Source organism: Cellulomonas dongxiuzhuiae, from assembly GCF_018623035.1.
GTDB classification, from domain to species: domain Bacteria; phylum Actinomycetota; class Actinomycetes; order Actinomycetales; family Cellulomonadaceae; genus Cellulomonas; species Cellulomonas dongxiuzhuiae.
Map to the genome: position 1 here is coordinate 1423969 of NZ_CP076023.1, position 19819 is coordinate 1443787.

At 75.0% G+C, this 19819-nt stretch carries 21 protein-coding genes and 2 tRNA genes; 16 read left to right on the forward strand and 7 right to left on the reverse strand.

Annotated features, from left to right (window positions below):
• Window positions 1-6: 6 nt before the first annotated feature.
• Together KKR89_RS06415 and KKR89_RS06420 are read right to left on the reverse strand one after the other, a co-directional pair.
• Window positions 7-369: a GntR family transcriptional regulator gene (locus tag KKR89_RS06415; protein WP_208197494.1), complete on the reverse strand. Its 363-nt coding sequence runs from the start codon at window positions 367-369 to the stop codon at window positions 7-9.
• Window positions 366-1313 (reverse strand): hypothetical protein, encoded by a 948-nt coding sequence (locus KKR89_RS06420; RefSeq protein WP_208197495.1) that lies wholly within the window; start codon window positions 1311-1313, stop codon window positions 366-368. The genes KKR89_RS06415 and KKR89_RS06420 overlap by 4 nt, the downstream gene beginning before the upstream one ends.
• A gap of 134 nt (window positions 1314-1447) precedes the next feature.
• On the opposite strand from KKR89_RS06420, the gene KKR89_RS06425 reads away from it, so the two are divergent.
• The 3 genes from KKR89_RS06425 to KKR89_RS06435 all read left to right on the forward strand — a co-directional run bounded on the left by KKR89_RS06425 (window position 1448) and on the right by KKR89_RS06435 (window position 4045).
• A complete protein-coding gene (locus KKR89_RS06425; RefSeq protein WP_208197496.1) occupies window positions 1448-1831 on the forward strand; it encodes a DUF3039 domain-containing protein in 384 nt (127 codons plus the stop codon).
• Window positions 1828-3633, forward strand: coding sequence for a DEAD/DEAH box helicase (locus KKR89_RS06430; protein ID WP_208197497.1), 1806 nt, complete (start codon window positions 1828-1830; stop codon window positions 3631-3633). The genes KKR89_RS06425 and KKR89_RS06430 overlap by 4 nt, the downstream gene beginning before the upstream one ends.
• A 256-nt stretch (window positions 3634-3889) precedes the next feature.
• A complete protein-coding gene (locus KKR89_RS06435) occupies window positions 3890-4045 on the forward strand; it encodes a hypothetical protein (protein WP_013116552.1) in 156 nt (51 codons plus the stop codon).
• Window positions 4046-4165: 120 nt separating this feature from the next.
• Here KKR89_RS06435 and KKR89_RS06440 read toward each other — a convergent pair whose 3' ends face one another.
• Window positions 4166-5566, reverse strand: coding sequence for a nicotinate phosphoribosyltransferase (locus KKR89_RS06440; RefSeq protein ID WP_255540057.1), 1401 nt, complete (start codon window positions 5564-5566; stop codon window positions 4166-4168).
• A gap of 69 nt (window positions 5567-5635) precedes the next feature.
• Between KKR89_RS06440 and clpS the strand changes: the two genes are divergently transcribed.
• From clpS to KKR89_RS06475, 7 genes are all read left to right on the forward strand, one after another.
• Window positions 5636-5929, forward strand: a complete 294-nt coding sequence (gene clpS, locus KKR89_RS06445; protein ID WP_208197498.1) for an ATP-dependent Clp protease adapter ClpS — start codon at window positions 5636-5638, stop codon at window positions 5927-5929.
• Window positions 5929-6570 carry a DUF2017 domain-containing protein gene (locus tag KKR89_RS06450; protein ID WP_208197499.1) on the forward strand — a complete coding sequence of 214 codons (642 nt, stop codon included), beginning with the start codon at window positions 5929-5931 and terminating at the stop codon, window positions 6568-6570. Before clpS ends, KKR89_RS06450 begins: the two co-directional genes overlap by 1 nt.
• 10 nt (window positions 6571-6580) lie before the next feature.
• A complete protein-coding gene (gene murI, locus KKR89_RS06455; RefSeq protein ID WP_208197500.1) occupies window positions 6581-7393 on the forward strand; it encodes a glutamate racemase in 813 nt (270 codons plus the stop codon).
• A complete protein-coding gene (locus KKR89_RS06460) occupies window positions 7390-8178 on the forward strand; it encodes an MBL fold metallo-hydrolase (protein ID WP_208197501.1) in 789 nt (262 codons plus the stop codon). The genes murI and KKR89_RS06460 overlap by 4 nt, the downstream gene beginning before the upstream one ends.
• Before the next feature lie 141 nt (window positions 8179-8319).
• Window positions 8320-9165, forward strand: a complete 846-nt coding sequence (rph, locus tag KKR89_RS06465; RefSeq protein WP_208197502.1) for a ribonuclease PH — start codon at window positions 8320-8322, stop codon at window positions 9163-9165.
• The gene (rdgB, locus tag KKR89_RS06470; protein WP_208197503.1) at window positions 9162-9815 is read left to right on the forward strand and encodes an RdgB/HAM1 family non-canonical purine NTP pyrophosphatase; all 654 of its coding nucleotides are present in this window, start codon (window positions 9162-9164) and stop codon (window positions 9813-9815) included. The genes rph and rdgB overlap by 4 nt, the downstream gene beginning before the upstream one ends.
• On the forward strand, window positions 9812-11473 hold the full coding sequence (locus tag KKR89_RS06475) for an ABC-F family ATP-binding cassette domain-containing protein (RefSeq protein ID WP_208197504.1): 1662 nt from the start codon (window positions 9812-9814) through the stop codon (window positions 11471-11473). The genes rdgB and KKR89_RS06475 overlap by 4 nt, the downstream gene beginning before the upstream one ends.
• A gap of 28 nt (window positions 11474-11501) precedes the next feature.
• On the opposite strand, the gene KKR89_RS06480 is transcribed toward KKR89_RS06475, so the two are convergent.
• The gene (locus tag KKR89_RS06480; RefSeq protein WP_208197505.1) at window positions 11502-12185 is read right to left on the reverse strand and encodes a Pr6Pr family membrane protein; all 684 of its coding nucleotides are present in this window, start codon (window positions 12183-12185) and stop codon (window positions 11502-11504) included.
• Window positions 12164-12718: an NUDIX hydrolase family protein gene (locus KKR89_RS06485; protein ID WP_208197506.1), complete on the reverse strand. Its 555-nt coding sequence runs from the start codon at window positions 12716-12718 to the stop codon at window positions 12164-12166. Before KKR89_RS06485 ends, KKR89_RS06480 begins: the two co-directional genes overlap by 22 nt.
• A gap of 123 nt (window positions 12719-12841) precedes the next feature.
• On the opposite strand from KKR89_RS06485, the gene trxA reads away from it, so the two are divergent.
• Both trxA and KKR89_RS06495 read left to right on the forward strand, forming a co-directional pair.
• A complete protein-coding gene (gene trxA, locus KKR89_RS06490; protein WP_208197507.1) occupies window positions 12842-13210 on the forward strand; it encodes a thioredoxin in 369 nt (122 codons plus the stop codon).
• A gap of 286 nt (window positions 13211-13496) precedes the next feature.
• Entirely contained in the window at window positions 13497-16529 is a 3033-nt protein-coding gene (locus tag KKR89_RS06495) for a glycosyl hydrolase (protein ID WP_251141045.1), read from the forward strand.
• Window positions 16530-16582: 53 nt separating this feature from the next.
• Here the strand turns inward: KKR89_RS06495 and KKR89_RS06500 are convergent.
• Window positions 16583-16665, reverse strand: a tRNA-Leu gene (locus tag KKR89_RS06500).
• A 45-nt stretch (window positions 16666-16710) separates the two neighbouring features.
• A complete protein-coding gene (gene bcp / locus KKR89_RS06505) occupies window positions 16711-17178 on the reverse strand; it encodes a thioredoxin-dependent thiol peroxidase (RefSeq protein ID WP_208197509.1) in 468 nt (155 codons plus the stop codon).
• 124 nt (window positions 17179-17302) lie between these two features.
• On the opposite strand from bcp, the gene KKR89_RS06510 reads away from it, so the two are divergent.
• The 4 genes from KKR89_RS06510 (at window position 17303) to KKR89_RS06525 (ending at window position 19798) form a co-directional block, all read left to right on the forward strand.
• Window positions 17303-17599 (forward strand): GroES family chaperonin, encoded by a 297-nt coding sequence (locus KKR89_RS06510; RefSeq protein WP_243883313.1) that lies wholly within the window; start codon window positions 17303-17305, stop codon window positions 17597-17599.
• A gap of 118 nt (window positions 17600-17717) precedes the next feature.
• Window positions 17718-17978, forward strand: coding sequence for a hypothetical protein (locus KKR89_RS06515; RefSeq protein ID WP_208197511.1), 261 nt, complete (start codon window positions 17718-17720; stop codon window positions 17976-17978).
• 77 nt (window positions 17979-18055) lie between these two features.
• Window positions 18056-18131: transfer RNA gene (locus tag KKR89_RS06520), tRNA-Lys, on the forward strand.
• A gap of 158 nt (window positions 18132-18289) precedes the next feature.
• Window positions 18290-19798: a dihydrolipoyl dehydrogenase family protein gene (locus KKR89_RS06525; protein WP_208197512.1), complete on the forward strand. Its 1509-nt coding sequence runs from the start codon at window positions 18290-18292 to the stop codon at window positions 19796-19798.
• The last annotated feature ends 21 nt before the right edge of the window (window positions 19799-19819 follow it).

Sequence of the window (19819 nt, forward strand, 5' to 3'; positions counted from 1 at the left end):
CCGGCGTCAGCCGAGCAGGGCGCCGCGGACGAGGTCGAGGGCCTCGTCCGTGGTCAGGCCGGCCGCACGGGCGGCGCGCACGTACGCCGCCGCGGCGTGGCGCGCCGTGACGTGCGCCGGTGCGGCGTCGTCGGCGACGACCGTCCCGCTGCGTCGCCGCGTGACGACGACGCCCGCGAGCTCGAGCTCGCGGAACGCCCGGGCCACGGTGCCGGGCGCGACGCCGAGGTCGGTGGCGAGCGCGCGGATGGTCGGCAGGCGGTCGCCGGGGCGCAGCCGGCCGGCTGCGACGTGCGCGACCACCTGCGTGCGGACCTGCTCGTAGACCGGCACGCGGGAGGTGAGGTCGACCTCGACGTGCACGCTCACGCCGGCACCACGGTCGGTGCGGCCGGTGCCGTCGCGCGGGACGCGCGCGCGAGGGCCACGCCCGTGATGGCGAGCGTCGCGACGAGGACCACCGGCGCGGCGACCAGGCCCGCGACGCCGAACGCCTGCGCGAGGGGGTCGGTCGACGTGGTCCACCCCTCGCCGACGTCGTAGCCGGAGGTGGCCGCGTTGCGCAGGGCGTTGCCGGTGACCAGGAGCACGCCCGCGAGCGTGCCGCCGACGACGAGCTGCACCGCCGCGAGGACGCGTCGCGCGCCGGCACGTCGCAGCCGGGTGTCGTCGGCGGTCGATACCTGCGCGACGGCGGGGCGGGAGGCGACGAGGTGCAGCGTGACGTAGGTCGCCACGAGCAGCACGAGGACCGCCGCGGCGATCGGGAGGCCGTACGCCGCACCGGGGTACGGGCCCGCACCGGAGGTCGAGTGCGCGTCCGGGCGCACCGTCACCGAGCGCCCGTCGGGGGCGGCGCTGAGCGCCGTCGCGAGCAGGACGGCCAGCAGCACGCCCGACCACACCAGGACGGTCCCGGCCAGCGCGCGCGGGGCGACGTCGCGGACGTCGCGGCGCGCGAGCGAGGCGCGCCGGACCGCCCCGGCAGGACGCGGCCACGTCCGCTCGCCGACGGCCGCGACGAGCAGCGCGACGAGGCCCGCGAGAGCCGGTGCGCCACCGAGCAGGACCCCCTGGTCGGGCCCGAAGGGGATCGTCCGCGGCAGCGTCACGGCGACCAGCACGAGCGCCGCCCAGGACAGTCCCGCGACGAGCGCGGCGTGGCGACGGGCGCGTGCGTACGCGTCGGGCGACGTCTCGACCTCCGGGCCGCTGCCGGCCCCCGGGGGCGTGCGGGCCGTGACGACGGTCGCGACGATGGCCGCCAGCGCCACGAGGGGCAGCAGGACGAGGGGGAGGAGGAGCAGTCGCACGTCGGGTCTCCGATCCGATGGGCAATGTATCGATACTTTGACACATCTATCGCCGCGGAGGAAGCCCGTGACCGTGGGGCGCGACACGACCGCCCGCCACCAGGACGTCGGACCCGCGACGTACGATGTTCGCCATGAGTGAGCCGACCCCGCCGACAGGACCCGACGACCCGTTCGGCCCGCAGGGCGGCACCTCGCTCCTCGAGCGCACCGAGACCGACGAGCAGGTCGAGCCGGGCGACCACGAGCGCTTCGCGCACTACGTGCGCAAGGAGAAGATCATGGAGTCCGCGATGACCGGCAAGCCGGTCATCGCCCTGTGCGGCAAGGTCTGGGTGCCCGGGCGGGACCCGAACAAGTTCCCCGTGTGCCCGGTGTGCAAGGAGGTCTACGACGGCCTGCGCGAGCCGCAGGACGGTGACGGCGGCTCCGGCGGTGGCGGAGGAGGCGGTCGCGGGTTCTTCGGCTTCGGACGGGGCAAGGGCTCCGGCTCCGGGTCCGGCGCGGGCGGCGCGTGAGCGCGGCCCGTCGGTCCGTCGCCTCCCTCAACACCCCCCAGCACCCCTCGACGTCGGCAGCGCAGCAGCTGCCGCCGGCGTTCCCCGCGCGTGCGCCGTGGGGAGCCGCGGGGAGTCTGCGGGCGTGGCAGGCGCAGGCCATCGACCTCTACCGCGAGCGCTCGCCGCGCGACTTCCTCGCCGTCGCGACGCCCGGCGCCGGCAAGACGACCTTCGCACTGCGCATCGCGACCGAGCTCCTGGAGTCGCGCGCGGTGCGCCGCGTCACCGTCGTGGCCCCCACCGAGCACCTGAAGAAGCAGTGGGCGGACGCCGCGGCGCGCGTGGGCATCCGGCTCGACCCCCGCTTCTCCAACGCCCAGGGACGGCACGGGGCGGGCTACGACGGCGTCGCCGTCACCTACGCGCAGGTCGCCAGCAAGCCCGCGCTCCACGCGGCCCGCACGACCGCCGAGCGCACGCTCGTCATCCTCGACGAGGTGCACCACGGCGGCGACGCGCTGTCCTGGGGTGACGCGGTCCGCGAGGCGTTCGAGGGCGCGACGCGCCGCCTCGCCCTGACGGGCACGCCGTTCCGCTCCGACACCGCCCCGATCCCGTTCGTCACCTATGCGCCGGACGCGCACGGGATCCGTCGCTCGCTCGCCGACTTCACCTACGCGTACGGCGACGCGCTGCGCGACCACGTCGTGCGGCCCGTCATCTTCCTGTCGTACTCCGGGTCCATGCGGTGGCGCACCAAGGCAGGGGACGAGATCTCCGCACGCCTGGGCGAGCCGCTGACCAAGGACATGACGTCGCAGGCGTGGCGCACCGCGCTCGACCCCAACGGCGAGTGGATCCCCTCGGTGCTCGCGGCAGCGGACCGGCGGCTGACGGAGGTCCGCCGCACGGTCCCCGACGCGGGCGCCATGATCATCGCGACCGACCAGACCGACGCCCGCGCGTACGCGGGGCACCTGGCGCGCCTCACGGGGCAGTCGCCCGTCGTCGTGCTGTCCGACGACGACGGCGCGAGCGACCGGATCGAGGAGTTCGCCGAGGGTGACGCCCGGTGGCTCGTCGCGGTGCGCATGGTGTCGGAGGGCGTGGACGTGCCCCGGCTGGCCGTGGGCGTGTACGCGACCAGCACCGCCACACCCCTGTTCTTCGCGCAGGCCGTCGGACGGTTCGTGCGCGCGCGTCGACGCGGCGAGACGGCGTCCGTCTTCCTGCCCAGCGTCCCGCAGCTGCTCGAGCTGGCGGCCACCCTGGAGATCGAGCGCGACCACGCCCTCGACCGGCCGACGAACGGCTCCGAGGACCCCGAGGCCGACCTCCTGGCGCTCGCCGAGCGTGCGGAGAAGAGCGCGGACGCCGTCGGTTCGGACGGTGTCGCGGGGACCTTCGAGGCGCTCGAGGCGCAGGCGTCGTTCGACCGCGTCCTGTTCGACGGCGGCGAGTTCGGCACCGGCGCGGAGGTCGGCTCGGACGAGGAGCTCGACTTCCTCGGGCTGCCCGGGCTGCTCGACGCGGACCAGGTGACGACGCTCCTGCGGCAGCGGCAGGCGGACCAGCAGGGGGCCCGGCGGGCCCGGGGGCAGGCCGAGCCCGACGTGATGGACCACCGCAAGCAGGCCGAGCTCCGCAAGGAGCTGGCCCAGCTGGTGGGCGCGTGGGCGCGGCGCAGCAGTCAGCCGCACGCGACCGTCCACGCCGAGCTGCGCCGGCGGTGCGGCGGGCCCGAGGTCGCGGTGGCCGCGCCGGACCAGCTCGCGGCCCGGATCGCGATGCTGCGCGGTTGGTTCGTCGGCAAGCGCTGACCTCCCGGAGGCTCCACGCGGGCGCCGCCGTCTCAGCATGCGGACGATGAGAATCGCATGAAATCGCAGGGCAGCGCACTGGACACGTGACCACATACCAGTGCTGGACGGTCGCGCAAGTCGACCGTTCAGCGTGCCGAACCGGGCCGGGACTGCCAGGCTCATCCCCGACACAAACCCGGTCCGGGTACCCCCGGGCCGAACCCGGAGCCTGGCGGCCCACGTGCCGCCGGCGTTCGCACGAAAGAGGTGTTACATGCCGTCCTGGCTCATCCTCATCCTTGTCGGTGTCGTCCTCGTCATCCTTGGCGTCGCGACCAACATCGGCCAGTTCCTCATCTGGATCGGCGTCATCGTGCTGGTCGTCAGCCTCATCCTCGGCCTGGTGGGCCGCGGTCGCTCGAGGATCTAGCGCAGCCGCGACGGTCGACACCCCCCTCCGCCGACCGTCGCGCCGCACACAGCACCAGGCCGGGACGCCATGAGCGTCCCGGCCTGTGCTGTCCCCGGACGCCGTACCCGGGGCCACCCTTCAGACCAGGCGCATCTCGACGGTCTCCACCGCGGCCTCGTCGGCCGACAGGCGACGTGCGCCGCGGGGCAGCTCGTCGCGCGACGCGGCGTGGCGCGCCCGCGCCGCCTGCACGCCTGCGGCGGCGGTGAGTCCCGGCAGGACCTCGCCCTCGACCACGAGGGGCACGTGCAACGGCCGCAGCGCCGCGTCCGGCTCGCGCCGCTGGGCGTCGGTCCACGCGGCCACCTGCTCGTCGGGTCCCACGACCAGCACCTCCTCGACGGCGCGGCCGTCGCGCCCGAGGCGCCGCGCGGCGGCCTTGCGCCCGCCCAGGCTCGTCTTGGACCGCGACGCCTTCGCGACCGGTTCCATCGCGCCGGACGCCCCCTCACGCGCCACCAGCTTGTAGACCATGCCGCACGTCGGGGCACCGGAGCCCGTGACGAGCGAGGTGCCCACGCCGTAGGAGTCGACCGGCGCGACCGCGAGCGACGCGATGGCGTGCTCGTCGAGGTCGCTGGTGACGACGATCCTCGTGTCGCGCGCCCCGGCGGCGTCGAGCTGGGCCCGGACCTCGTGCGCGAGCACGCCCAGGTCGCCCGAGTCCAGGCGGACGGCACCGAGCCCGGTCCCGGCCGCGGCGAGCGCGCGCTCGACCCCGCGACGCACGTCGTAGGTGTCGACCAGCAGCGTCGTGCCCGGACCGTGCGAGCGCACCTGCGACGCGAACGCCGCCTCCTCGTCGTCGTGCAGCAGGGTGAACGCGTGGGCCGCGGTGCCGATGGTGGGCAGCCCGTAGCGGCGGCCGGCCTCGAGGTTCGACGTGGCCGCGAAGCCCGCGACGACCGCGGCGCGTGCGGCCGCCACGGCGGCGTCCTCGTGCGCGCGCCGCGCCCCCATCTCGAGGCACGGGCGGTCCACGGCCGCGCTCGTCATGCGGGACGCCGCCGACGCCACCGCCGAGTCGTAGTTGAGGACGGACAGCACGAGGGTCTCGATGAGCACGGCCTGCGCGAAGGTGCCCTCGACGACGAGCACCGGCGACTGCGGGAAGAAGACCTCGCCCTCGGCGTAGCCGACGACGTCCGCGGTGAAGCGGTAGTCCGCGAGGAACGCGAGGGTCGCGTCGTCGACGACGCGCTCGTCGGCCAGCCAGTCGAGCTCCGGCGTCCCGAACCGGAAGGCTGCGAGCTGCTCCAGCAGGCGGCCCGTGCCCGCCAGCACCCCGTACCGGCGTCCCGCGGGCAGCCGTCGGGTGAACACCTCGAAGACGCAGCGCCGGTGCGCCGTGCCGTCGGCGAGCGCCGCCTGCAGCATGGTCAGCTCGTAGCGGTCGGTGAGCAGCGCGGTGCTGCCGGAGCCGACCGCGGCCACGGCAGCGGTGGTCGGGGTGGGCGCGGGGGCGCTCGTGTCCGTCATGGCGCCAACGTAGTCCGGACCCACGTGCGGCACCCGGCGGCCCGTGCGCCGCGGCCTACAGTTGTCGTCGTGCCCGCGACGACCGCTCCTGACACGCGTCCCCACGTGGACGAGGCGACGTCCACCGCCGACGCGTGGGTGACGATCGTCTGGAACGACCCCGTCAACCTCATGTCGTACGTCACGTACGTGTTCCAGACCCACTTCGGCTACCCGCGCGAGAAGGCCGACCGCCTCATGCACCAGGTGCACGAGGAGGGTCGCGCGGTCGTCTCGACCGGCAACCGCGAGGCGATGGAGGTCGACGTGCAGGCCATGCACTCCTACGGGCTGTGGGCCACCATGCAGCGCGGCGGGCAGTGATGCGCGCGTTCCGTCGGCAGAAGGGGCAGTTCGTCGCGGGGCTGGACGCGGGGGAGCGGGCCGTCGTCGCGTCCGTCGTGGCGGACGTCGCCGAGCTGCTCGGCGCCGGCAGGTTCGAGGACGGGCCCCGCGCGGGGGCGTCCTCGCCCGCCCACCCGGGCGCGCCCGAGGGCTGGTCGCTGCGCACCGCGCCCGTGCCGCCCCCGCAGGACCCGGCCGTGCGCCGCCTCCTGCCCGACGCGTCGCGGGACGACCCGGAGGTCGCCGGCGAGTTCCGCCGGCTCACCGAGGACGACCTGCGGGCCCGCAAGATCGCGCGCCTGCGGACGCTGTGGACGTCGCTCGTGCACGGGGAGCCGGGCTGGCCCGAGCACGCCCTGGTCGTCTCGCCGCAGGCTGCGGACGAGGTGGCCGCCACCCTGACCGACCTGCGCCTCGTGCTGGGCGAGCGCCTCGAGCTGCGCACGGACGCGGACTCCGAGGCGCTGTACGACGGCCTGGCGGCGGAGGACGAGGACGACGTGCGGGCCTACCTGGCGTCGGTCTACGGCGCCCTGTCGTGGCTGCAGGAGTCGCTGCTGGCTGTGATGCTCGCCGCACCGCAGGGTGGCGGCGCGGGACGCGGGCGGTCCGGCGGCTAGTCTCGGTCGCGTGAGCGACGCCCCCATCGGCATCTTCGACTCCGGTGTCGGGGGCCTGACCGTGGCGCGGTCGATCCTCGACCAGCTGCCGCACGAGTCCACGCTGTACATCGGCGACACCCTCAACGGCCCGTACGGTCCCAAGCCGTTGGCGGTCGTGCGCGCGCACGCGCTGGAGATCATGGACGACCTCGTCGACGCGGGTGTCAAGATGCTGGTCATCGCGTGCAACAGCGCGTCCGCCGCGGTGCTGCGCGACGCGCGCGAGCGGTACACGCTGCGGCGCGGGCTGCCCGTCGTCGAGGTCGTGCTGCCGGCGGCCCGCCGTGCGGTCGCCGCGACGCGCAACGGACGCATCGGCGTCATCGGCACGCGGGCGACGATCGACTCGCGCGCCTACGACGACGCGTTCGCGGTCGCCGGCGTGGAGCTGACCTCGCGGGCGTGCCCGCGGTTCGTCGAGCTGGTCGAGGCCGGCGTGACGTCGGGGCCCGACGCGCTCGCGACGGCGCACGAGTACCTCGACCCGGTCCGCGAGGCGGGCGTCGACACGCTCGTCCTGGGCTGCACGCACTACCCGCTGCTGACCGGCGTCATCTCCTACGTCATGGGGGACCAGGTCACGCTCGTGTCGAGCGCCGAGGAGACCGCCAAGGACGTCTACCGGACGCTGGTCGCGCACGACCTCGAGCGCGACCCCGACCAGGGACCGGCGGCGCACCGGTTCCTCGCGACGGGCGACCCCAGGTCGTTCGCCACGCTGGCGCGCCGCTTCCTGGGACCCGAGGTCGAGTCGGTCGAGCCGCGGGGGGCGCTGCGATGAGGCTGGTCGTGCTGGGGTGCGCGGGGTCGTTCCCCGGGCCGGGTTCGGCGGCGTCGTCGTACCTGGTGCAGGCGGAGGACGCCGCCGGGCGCACCTGGTCCGCGCTGCTCGACCTGGGCAACGGTGCGCTGGGCGCGCTGCAGCGCTGGGGCGACCCCGCCGCGCTCGACGTCGTCGCGCTCTCGCACCTGCACGCCGACCACGTCGCCGACATGGCCGTCCTGGGCGTGTACCGGCGCTACCGCCCCGGTGGCGCGCTGCCGCCGGTGGCGGTCCACGGGCCCGAGGGCACCCGCGAGCGGCTCGGGCACATGTCCGGCGACGACCTGGCCGCCGACACCGGGGAGCAGTTCGACGTCCGGGTGTGGCGCGCGGGCGAGCAGGTCGTCGTCGGCCCGCTCACGCTCGAGGCCGTGCCCGTCGACCACCCCGTGCCGGCGTTCGGCGTCCGGGTCACCGGGCCGTCGGAGAGCGACCCCTCCCGGCGCGTCACGCTCGCCTACAGCGGCGACACCGACGCGTCCCCCGGGCTGGACGACCTGGCCACCGGCGCGGACCTCCTGCTCGCCGAGGCCGCGTTCGTCGAGGGACGCGACGACCACGTGCGTGGCATCCACCTCACGGGACGCCGCGCCGGCGAGGCGGCCGCCCGCGGCGGGGCACGCTCGCTCGTCCTGACGCACGTCCCCGCGTGGAACGACCCCGCGGTCGCCCTGGCGGAGGCGCAGGCCGTGTACGACGGTCCCGTGACCCTCGCCGCCCCCGGCGCCACCTACCCCCTCTGACCCCACCCCCGCCCCGTGCCGTCCTCGCTGCCGCGTGCGCGCCGCGGGCCGGCCTGCGGGCGCGGGAGGCGGAAGGGTCGGGTGGGGCGTGGGGGTGGGCGTGGTTCGGGGGCGGTCCCGGGTCCACGTAGGGTCGTGGGCATGGTGAGTGCCGGTGGTTCGGGTGCAGGTGTCGGGGCGGTCGCGGGAGTCGGGGCGAGCACAGCTGCCGTCGTACGGAGCGACGGGCGGCGGGCCGACGAGCTGCGGCCCGTGACGATCACGCGAAGGTTCCTCGACGCGGGTGAGGGCTCGGTGCTCGTGGAGTTCGGCGGCACCAAGGTGCTGTGCGTCGCGTCGTTCACCGAGGGCGTCCCGCGGTGGCGCAAGGGGTCCGGCGAGGGCTGGGTGACCGCGGAGTACGCCATGCTGCCGCGCGCGACGAACAGCCGGTCCGACCGTGAGTCCGTGCGCGGCAAGGTCGGGGGCCGCACGCACGAGATCTCGCGCCTCGTGGGTCGCTCGCTGCGCGCGGTGATCGACGTCGCGGCGCTCGGAGAGAACACGATCGTGCTCGACTGCGACGTGCTGCAGGCCGACGGGGGCACCCGGACGGCCGCGATCACCGGTGCCTACGTCGCGCTGGCGGACGCCGTCGCCTGGGCCACCGAGAAGCGTCTGGTCAAGCCGGGGCGGCAGGTGCTGCGCGACTCCGTGGCCGCCGTGAGCGTCGGCATCGTCGACGGCGTCCCGGTGCTGGACCTGCCGTACGTGGAGGACGTCCGCGCCGAGACCGACATGAACGTCGTCACGACGGGTGCCGGCACGTTCGTCGAGGTGCAGGGCACCGCCGAGCACGCGCCGTTCGACCGCGCCGAGCTCGACGCGCTGCTGGACCTCGCGGTCGCGGGCACCGCGCAGCTCGCGGCGCTGCAGGCGGCCGTGCTCGCGGCACCCGCGGGCGACGGCACCGCCACGCGGGCGGCGGTGCCGGGTCTCGCGCCGTGACGGCCCCCGACACGCCCGGACACGTCGCCGTCCCCCCGGGCGCGCGGCTCCTCCTGGCCACGCACAACGCGCACAAGGTCGCCGAGCTGCGCGCGATCCTCGCGCCGGCGCTGCCGGACCTGGACCCCGCGGCCGTGCTCGGTGCGGGTGACGTCCACGCACCGGAGCCGGTCGAGGACGGCGTGACGTTCGCGGAGAACGCGCTGATCAAGGCGCGTGCGCTCGCGGCGGCCACCGGCCTGCCCGCGGTCGCGGACGACTCCGGACTGAGCGTGGACGTCCTGGGCGGGGCGCCCGGCATCTTCTCGGCGCGCTGGGCGGGCCGCCACGGGGACGACGCCGCCAACCTCGCGCTGCTGCTCGCTCAGCTGTCCGACGTGCCGCCAGCCCACCGCCGGGCACGGTTCGTGTGCGCGGCCGCCCTGGTCACGCCCGACGGCACCGAGCACATCGAGATCGGGACGCTCGAGGGCACCCTGGCCGCTGCGCCGCGTGGCGAGCACGGCTTCGGCTACGACCCGGTGCTCGTGCCGCTGGGGGACACGCGCACGTGCGCCGAGCTGACGCCCGCAGAGAAGAACGCGATCAGCCACCGCGGGCAGGCGTTCCGCGCGCTCGTGCCGCACCTGGTGGCGGCGCTGCGCGCATGAGCGCGGCGGTGTCTCCCCGGCCCGGTGACGTGCAGCTCGTCGCGCAGGCCGTGACGTTCGGCTACCCGGGCCGGCGCATCCTGGACCGGCTCGACCTCACGGTCGCGCCGGGTGACCGCGTCGGGCTCGTCGGGGAGAACGGGGCCGGCAAGACGACGCTGCTCGGCGTGCTCGCCGGGCGCCTGCACCCGCAGGAGGGCACGGTGCGTCGGCACGGCACCCTCGCCGTCGTCGAGCAGGACCTGGCGGTCGCCGACGAGGACACGGTCGGCACGCTCATCGACGCGACCGCCGACGCCGCCCGCGCCGCTGCGGCCGACCTGCAGGCCGTCATCGACGCGTTCGACCACGACGGGGGCGACGTCGCGGCGCTGTCGGCGTCCATCGCGCGCTACGAGCACCTCGCCGCCTGGGACGTGGACCGACGCGTCGACGAGGGACTCTCGCGCCTGCAGGCGCCCCGGGACCGGGACCGGCGGCTCGCCGAGCTGAGCGTGGGCGAGCGGTACCGGGTGCGGCTGGCGTGCCGGCTCGCCGAGCGGGCCGACCTGCTGCTGCTCGACGAACCCACCAACCACCTCGACGAGGGTGGCGTCGCGCACCTGACGGCACAGCTGCGGGCGTGGACCGGTGGTCTCGTCATCGTCACTCACGACCGCCGGCTGCTCGACGACGTGATGACGGCCGTGCTGGACATGGACCCGTCGATGGACGGCCGGCCGGTGCTGTACGGCGCGGCGCGCTACGCGGACTACCGCTTCGCGCGCGACCAGATGCTGCGCCGCTGGCGCGCCCGCTACCGGGCCGAGCGCAAGCGCGCACGGGTGCTGGCGGAGCGGCTCGACGCGTCGTACGAGGGGCTCTCGGACGAGTGGCGCCCGCCCAAGGGCTCGCAGAAGCACCGTCGCGGCACGCGTGCCCGGCAGCACGTGAAGGCGGCCGACCGGCTGATCGAGCGGCTCGAGGCGCAGGCGGTGGACGTGCCGGTGCCTCCGCCGGCTCTGCACTTCCCCGACCTGCCGTCCGTGCCGCCCGGTTACCCCGGCGGCCCGTTGCTCGAGGTGCGGGGACCGCGCGTCGCGGCACGCCTGGACCTGCCCGGGCGCCGCGTCGACGTCATGCCCGCGGGCCGCCTCCTCGTCACGGGCGCGAACGGCGCCGGCAAGTCGACGCTGCTCGCGGCGCTCGTGGGCGGTGTCGGCCTGGACCGGGGGACCCGGACGGTCGCGCCGGGCGTGCGGTGGGGGGTGCTCGCCCAGGAGGGCCCGGGCGAGCGGGCCCCGGCGTCGGGCGGTCCGTCACCGACGGCCTTCGACGCCTACGCGCGTCACGCCCTCGACCTGCTCGACGCAGGTGCGCTGGACCCGGATGCGCTCGTCCCGGTGGCCGCTCTCGGCCTGCTGTCCGAGGCGGACCTCGAGCGTCCCCTGAGCGAGCTCTCCATCGGCCAGCGGCGCCGGTTCGACCTGGCGTGCGCGCTCCTGGCAGCGCCCCACGTGCTGGTGCTCGACGAGCCGACCAACCACCTGTCGGTCGGGCTCGTCGACGAGCTGACGGCGGCGCTGCGCGCCACGTCGGCCGCCGTGGTCGTCGCCACGCACGACCGCCAGCTGCGCGCCGACCTGGCCGACTGGCCGCACCTCGACCTCGGCGGGTGACCTCGGCGGGTGACAGGGCGCGCGGCCGTCAGCGCGGCGCGTTGGGCAGGGTGCGGTCGACGCCGCGCAGCACGGCACCGAGCAGCGTCCCGAGCGCGACGACCACGCCCGCCCCGGCGAGTGCCCGCGCCGTCCCCAGGCGCTCGGCGTCGAGGAAGGGGTAGGGGTACCAGCCCAGGGCCGGCCCGCGCACGAAGGTCCAGACGAGCCAGACCGCGGGCAGCAGCAGGGCGTCGGCGCACGTGCGCCACGCGATGCGGGGACGTGGTCCGACGGCGGCCCACACCACGACCGTCGCGAGCGGGACGACCGTGTGGGTGAGCACGTCGGCGAGGCGCCCTGCGAGGTCCTGCGCGGTGTACGGCGCCAGCACGAGGTGCGCGGTCACGGCGGTGACGACGACGAACAGGAGGGTGTCGAGGCGCAGTGCGCGGAACACGGGCCCGTCGTGCCGGGGGCGGATCACCAGCAGCGTCGACACGCCCGCGACCAGCACGTTCGTCCAGATCGTGAAGTAGCCGACGAGCCGGACGAGCCGCTGGGCGCTCGCCGCGTCACCCGCGGCGAGCGCACGTGCGACCTCGATGCCGACGCCTGCCACCGCGCACGCGGCGACCACGCCGTGCAGGACCCGGGCGGTGGTGTCGCGGCGTGTCGTCGCCGTGTCGCCCACCGCGCCCGGGGCGCCCGTCACGGCAGGCGGCCGGCCCACGCCATCGCCTGGCGCAGCAGGAGACCCTGCCCGCCGTTCATCTCGACCTGCACGGCCTCGGTGCACGCCTCCTCGGGCGTGAGCCAGGCCAGGTCGAGCGCGTCCTGCTGAGGGCGGCAGTCGCCGGTCACGGGCACGACGTACGCGAGCGAGACCGCGTGCTGCCGTGGATCGTGGTACGGCGTGACGCCGGGCGTCGGGAAGTACTCGGCCACCGTGAAGGGCTGCGGCGACGCCGGCACCTGCGGCAGCGCGACCGGGCCCAGGTCCTTCTCGATGTGGCGCAGCAGCGCGTCGCGGACGCGCTCGTGGTACATCACGCGGCCCGAGACGAGTGCGCGGGACATGACCCCCTCGCGCGTCACGCGCAGCAGCAGGCCGACGGCGACGACGTCCCCGGACTCGTCGACGCGCACCGGCACCGCGTCGACGTACAGGATCGGCAGCTGGGCGCGGGCGGTCGTGATCTGCTCGGCGGACAGCCAGCCGGCAGGTCGCTCGGGGCGAGGGGGGAACTCGGCGGACGCGGTCACCGTGCAGTTCTACCTCGTCGGGGCCCGCGGGGCCGCATCGCCTCGCGGCGGGGACGCGCGCGGGAATAGCCCGGAGCGGGCGGGCGCTGTACGCGGGGAACCCTGCAGGATGGAGAGAGACACATGGCCACCACCACGCTGACCGCCGAGACGATCGCCGACACGATCAAGGACAACGACATCGTCCTGGTCGACTTCTGGGCGTCGTGGTGCGGACCGTGCCGCATGTTCGGCCCTGTCTTCGAGGCGTCGAGCGAGCAGCACCCCGACATCCTTCACGCGAAGGTCGACACCGAGGCCGAGCAGCAGCTGGCCGCGGAGCTGCAGATCAGCTCGATCCCGACGCTCATGGCGTTCCGGGACGGCGTCCTCGTGTTCAACCAGGCCGGTGCGCTGCCGGCACCGTCGCTCGAGCAGGTCGTCACGGCCGTCAAGGAGCTCGACATGGACGACGTGCGCGCCAAGATCGCGGAGCGCCACGCGGAGGTCTGACACCCCCGGCACCGGTGCGGCGGAGGGCCCCACGGGGTCCTCCGCCGTTCGAGTTGACGCGTGTCAACGCGATGTTAACGTGGTGTCCAGAACGCACCCACCGCAGCGCGACCAACGGGGGCCGCGCGGGGCGCGTCACGGCGCACGGCAATGGAGCACGTGCACCGTTGAGACAGGGTGACACCCGGCGTGCGCGTCGCGCCTGGTGGTCGCCTGGGGGCTACGAGCCATGTCAACACGATTCCGGACCCCACAGGGGTCCCTGATTCAGCATGCCCTGAACACGGTGCCGGGACCGTGGTCGCGCCGTCGGGTGGCGGCCGGCGCCGCCCTCGCCGTGGCCGTCGCCGGGGCCCTGGTGGTCGTGCCCGGAGACCGTTCGACGGCCGCCGACGGCGTCGTCGACGTGGGCGCCGGCAGCTACGCGGCTACGCCCGTCGGCCCGACGCCCGAGGGCTGCGACTCCGTCGAGGCCGACCCCCGCGCGGCCCTCACGGACGACGCACCGCAGGGGCCGCTGCCGACGAACGACTGGTGGTCCTCGCTGCTCTACAAGCGGCTCGACTGCCGGATGAGCGAGCCGCTGCACGCGCACCCGGCGTCGTACCAGCCGACGCCCGGCGGCCTCGGCCTGTCGACACCGCGCGAGGCGACGCTGTCCGGCACGCCGGGCGGGATCGGTGAGTTCCACTTCACGTTCGTGCAGGACGTCGTCGTCGGCGTCGCCGGGCTCGACGCGCCGACCGTGCAGGTCGCGGGCTGGACCGACTGGACGGTGACGCCGTCGTGGTCCGACGGGACGCGCAGCATGCGCGCGACCATCGGGCACGGCCTGCCCACCTCCTGGTACCACCTCGAGGGCGGGGACGCGCTGCTGACCTCCCAGCACGACGTCCGCGTCTGGGAACGCGGCGGCGCGACGCTCGGGTTCACCGCGAACGGTCACGACTACGCCGCGTTCGCGCCGTCGGGCTCCTCGTGGCAGGTCTCGGGGTCCACGCTGCGGTCCTCGCTCGCCGGGCAGGGCTACCTCGCCGTCACGGCACTCGCGACGGACGCGGACGCGACCGACGCCGAGCGGGCCGCTGCGCTGGACGCCGTCGCCGGGTCCGCGTTCGCCGAGGTCACGAGCACTGTCGCGACCTACGACTACGACGCGGAGGACGCCGTCGTCCGCACGACCTACGAGATCGGGACCACGCCGCTGGAGGGCTACGCCGACGGCGCGGTCGTCGCGCTGTACCCGCACCAGCAGCGGTACCTGACCGACGTCGACGGTGCCGAGCTCGACGCGACCTACCCCAGCCCGCGCGGCACGATGGCCGCCTACGCCGGGACGACGTCGTTCACGACCGCGACCCCGTTCACCGGGATCCTGCCGGAGATCCCCGCCGTCGCCACGTCGACCGGCGCCGGCCGTGCGACGCTCGACCGGCTCCTCGCCGAGGCCGCCGCCGACCCGTTGCCGATCCTGCGGGCCGACACCTACTGGACCGGCAAGGCGCTGGGGCGTGCCACCCGGATCATCGAGATCGCCGACCAGCTGGGCGAGACCGAGGTGCGCGACAGGACCCTCGGGCTGGTCCGGGACACCCTCACCGACTGGTTCACCGCGACCCCGGGCAAGAGCGAGCAGGTCTTCGCCTACGACGGGCGCTGGGGCACCCTCATCGGCTACCCGGCCTCGTACGGCTCCGACACCGAGCTCAACGACCACCACTTCCACTACGGCTACTTCGTCGCGGCCGCGGCGACGCTCGCTCGGTTCGACCCGCAGTGGGCCTCCGACGAGCAGTACGGCGGGATGGTGGACCTGCTGATCCGCGACGCCAACGGCTACGACCGGGACGAGACCCGGTTCCCGTACCTGCGTGACTTCGACATCTACGCCGGCCACGACTGGGCGTCGGGTCACGGCGCGTTCGCCGCCGGCAACAACCAGGAGTCCAGCTCCGAGGGGCAGAACTTCGCCGGCGCGCTCGTGCAGTGGGGCGAGGCGACCGGGGACACGGCCGTGCGGGACGCCGGTGCGTACCTCTACGCGACGCAGGCCGCCGCGATCCAGGAGTACTGGTTCGACCAGGCCGGGGCGATCCCGGAGGGCTTCGGGCACACGACCCTCGGCATGGTCTGGGGCGACGGGGGCACGTACTCGACGTGGTTCTCCGCCGACCCGGAGATGATCCAGGGCATCAACACGCTGCCCATCACGGGGTCCCACCTGTACCTGGGCCAGCGTCCCGACGACGTGGTGGCCAACTACGCCGAGCTCGTCGACGTGAACGGCGGGAAGCCGTCGGTGTGGCAGGACATCCTGTGGAGCTACCTCGCCCTCGGTGACGGCGACGAGGCGCTCCGCCTGCTGGAGGCCGACCCGGGCTACGCGGTGGAGGAGGGCGAGTCGCGGGTGCACACGTACCACTGGGTCGCCAACCTCGCGGCCCTGGGGACGTTGGACACGACGGTGCACGGGTCGAGCCCGCTCTCGGCCGTGTTCGTCGAGGACGGCCGGCGCACGTACGTGGCAGCGAACGTGACGTCGCAGGCGCTCACGGTGCGGTTCAGCGACGGGACGCGTCTCGAGGTGCCCGCCGGCCGCACGGTGACCACCGGCGCGTACACCTGGTCCGGTGGCGGGGCGGTCGGCGGTCCGGCATCGCCGACGACGAGCCCGAAGCCGACGGCGAGCCCGAAGCCGACGGCGAGCCCGAAGCCGACGACGAGCCCGAAGCCGACGACGAGCCCGAAGCCGACGGCGAGCCCGAAGCCGACGACGAGCCCGAAGCCGACGACGAGCCCGAACCCGACGGCGAGCCCCAAGCCGACGACGAGCCCGAAGCCCGACCCGTCGCGGGGTCTCCTGCTCGCGTTCGGCGGGAACGGCACGCTCGTGCCGGCGCCGGGTCAGCCCGGGACGATCCAGCTGGCGCCGGCCCGCGGGGTCGACACCGCGACGGAGCCGAGTGGCGCGGTCGTGCTGCAGGCCAGGGGACTGACGGCGACCGCGACCGGTGGGTCGACGGCCTTCGACGTCGGGCTCGACGCCGGGAGCCACGTCGGCAACGGCACGCGGGTGTCGGTGCAGTACGACCTCACGGGCGACGGCACGTGGGACCGGGTCGAGGTGTACCGGTACTTCGCGACCGACCCGGTCCCGGGTACCGAGCGGTACACGCAGACCGTCGGTCTGGACCGTGCCACCGGCACGCTGGGTGACCTGCGCGGCGGCACCGTGCGTGTCGCTCTGTGGAACGCGATCGGCAGCGCGCCGACGGTCGTGACCGCACGCGACTCGGTGCTGGAGCTGCCGTTCCGCTGAGCCGTGCAGGACGGCGGGGTCGGGGCGCACGCGCCCCGACCCCGCCGTCGTCGTGCGGGAGGCGGGAGTCGAACCCGCACGCCCTTGCGGGCACCAGGACCTAAACCTGGCGTGGCTGCCGTTTCACCACTCCCGCGTGCGCCCCGAGTCTGGCACGCGTGCCAGTCGCCTGGGGCGGTCGTCAGTCGATGCCGAGGTCGCGCCGCAGCTTGGCCACGTGGCCGGTGGCGCGCACGTTGTACTGCGCGAGCGCGACCGTGCCGTCGGGGTCGACGACCACCGTGGAGCGGATCACGCCGGTGGACGTGCGACCGTAGCTCGTCTTCTCGCCCCACGCGCCCCAGGCCTCGATGACGTCGTGGTCGGGGTCCGACAGGAGGGGGAAGGTGAGCGCCTGGTCCTGCGCGAACGTCGCGAGCTTGTCGACGGGGTCCGGCGAGACGCCGAGCACGGTGTAGCCGGCGGCGGTCAGCGAGGCCAGCGAGTCACGGAAGTCGCACGCCTGCGTGGTGCACCCGGGGGTGGCGGCGGCGGGGTAGAAGTAGACGACGACCGAGCGGCCGCGGAGGTCCCGGAGGGACACCTGGTCACCGGTGGCGGTCGGGAGCGTGAGGTCGGGAGCGGGCTCTCCGACGGCGAGGCGGGGCACGGTGCACTCCTGCGGGGTCGGGGGTGGGGGCGACGAGCGTCAGCCTAGATCGCCGCGGGGTAGCGTCGAGGACGTGAGTGCACCGAGCGAGACCCCCGGGACCGGACGCGACCTGCCCCTGCGGATGCTCAACGACCGCCTGCTGGTCGAGCTGGACGCCGACGCGCCCGAGCGCCGCACGGGTGGGGGCATCCTCATCCCGGCGACGGCCGCGATGGGCAAGCGGCTGGCGTGGGCCGGCGTCGTCGCCGCGGGTGAGCACGTCCGGCAGGTCCAGGTGGGGGACCGGGTCCTGTTCGACCCCGAGGACCGCGCCGAGGTGGAGCTGTCCGGGCGGACGTACCTGCTCCTGCGGGAGAAGGACGTGCACGGCGTCGCCGACCCCCGCGCCGGGATCGAGGGCACCGGCCTGTACCTGTGAGGGGTGCCGCGCCCGCCGAGCGGGACGGTCGGGGCTCGCTCGTTCCCAGCCGGGCGGCGTATCTTCCGGGGGACAGGTCGGGACGAGGGCCTGACCACCGCGTGAGACGGAGTCGACGATGCACGAGCGCCATCTGCCGATCGACGCCGGCAGGACCCCGGAGCCCGCGTCGATCGGTCCGGACGAGTCGGTCGTCGTCCTGGGCGTCGACACCGCGCAGCACGCGCAGGAGCTGCTGGCCGAGCACGTCCCCCTGACGCTGCTGGTCGACCTGCTGCGTCCGACGGGCGAGACCTCGGCCGAGCTCCTGGCCGACGAGGGGCTCCCGGACGAGCCCTGGTGGTCGCCGTCGACGGACGGCGACGCTGCCGGCGCGTGAGCGTCGTCACAGAGCGACCGCTGGGTGCCGATCGGGTTCGCCCGCACCCCGTCGTCCTGCTAATCTCTTCGAGCCGCGCGCCTCTAGCTCAACTGGCAGAGCAGCTGACTCTTAATCAGCGGGTTCCGGGTTCGAGTCCCGGGGGGCGTACCACCCACGAAGCCCCGTCAGGTCCTCCTGACGGGGCTTCGTCGTTCCCTGAGCAGGAAGGTCCGTCGACGCTCGTCGCCCCGGGCTCCACCGCCCGCTCGACGCGCGCGACCTGCCGTCCCACGCCACGATGAACCGCATCCCGGGTGGACGGAGGAGCCGTGGCCGAGGTGACGGACGAGTACGACGTGGTGGTCCTGGGTGCCGGGGCCGTGGGCGAGAACGTGGCCGACAGGGCGTCGCGCACCGGCCTGAGCGTCGCCGTGGTGGAGCCCGCACTGGTCGGGGGCGAGTGCTCCTACTGGGCCTGCATGCCGTCGAAGGCGCTGCTGCGGCCGGGCGACGTGCTGGCCGCCGCGCGGGCCGTGCCGGGGGCGGCAGCCGCGGTCACGGGCCGCATCGACCCCGCAGCCGTGCTCGTGCGGCGTGACGAGGTGGCCGCGCACTGGGACGACACGGGTCAGGTCGCCTGGCTCGAGGGTGCAGGCCTGACGCTGCTGCGTGGCCGCGCGCGCTTCACCGCTCCGCGCGCCCTGGTCGTCGAGGGCGTCGACGGCACGGTCCGCACCGTCACGGCCCGTCGCGCCGTGGTCGTCGCGACCGGCTCCGTCCCCGTGGTCCCCGGGACGTTCGCGGACGTGCGGCCGTGGACGAGCCGCGAGGCGACCTCCACGCACCGGGTGCCGCCCCGGCTGGCGGTCGTCGGCGGTGGCGTGGTCGCCACCGAGCTCGCGACCGCCTTCGCGGACCTCGGTAGCGAGGTGACCGTGCTGGTGCGCGGCGGGCGCCTGCTGGCTGCGGCCGAGCCGTTCGCGGGAGAGGCCGTCGCGCGTGCCCTGACCGACCGCGGTGTGCGGGTCCTGCTCGGTACGTCCGTGACGTCGGCCGTCCGCGACGGGGACGAGGTGCGACTCGTCGTCGAGCGGCGCTCGACGGCGGGGCGCCACGGCGACGAGACGGAGCGTCTGACGGTCGACGAGGTGCTCGTCGCGACGGGACGCCGGCCGGCCACCGACGACCTCGGTCTCGAGACCCTGGGGCTGCGTCCCGGGGACGCGCTCGAGGTGGACGACCGGCTCCAGGTCACGGGTGTCGACGGCGGGTGGCTGTTCGCCGCCGGGGACGTCACCGGCCGCACCGCCACGACGCACCAGGGCAAGTACGACGCCCGCGTCGTGGGTGACGTGATCGCCGCCCGGTTCGACCCGCGTCCTGCCGCCGAGGGGCAGCCCGGTCGTGGCGGCCGCGGCCTGTCCCGGCAGGCGGAGGCGCAGGCCGCGCCGTGGTCCCGCTACCGCGCGACGGCGGACGTCGCGGCCGTGCCGCAGGTGGTGTTCACGCGCCCCCAGGTGGCCTGGGTGGGCCGGACGCACGACCAGGCGCAGCGCGACGGCCTGGAGGTCGAGGTGCTCGCGTACGAGCTCGGTGGCCTCGGTGGCGCGAGCGTGACCGCCGAGGGCTACGAGGGCCGGGTGCAGCTCGTCGTGGACGTGGCGCGCGACGTCGTCCTGGGTGCCACGTTCGTCGGCCCGGACGTGGCGGACATGCTGCACGCCGCGACCGTCGCGGTCGTGGGGGAGGTCCCGCTCTCGCGCCTGTGGCACGCCGTGCCGTCGTACCCGACGCTGAGCGAGGTGTGGTTGCGCCTGCTGGAGGCGGCGGGCCGCTGAGCCCACCGCCTCCGCGTCCCG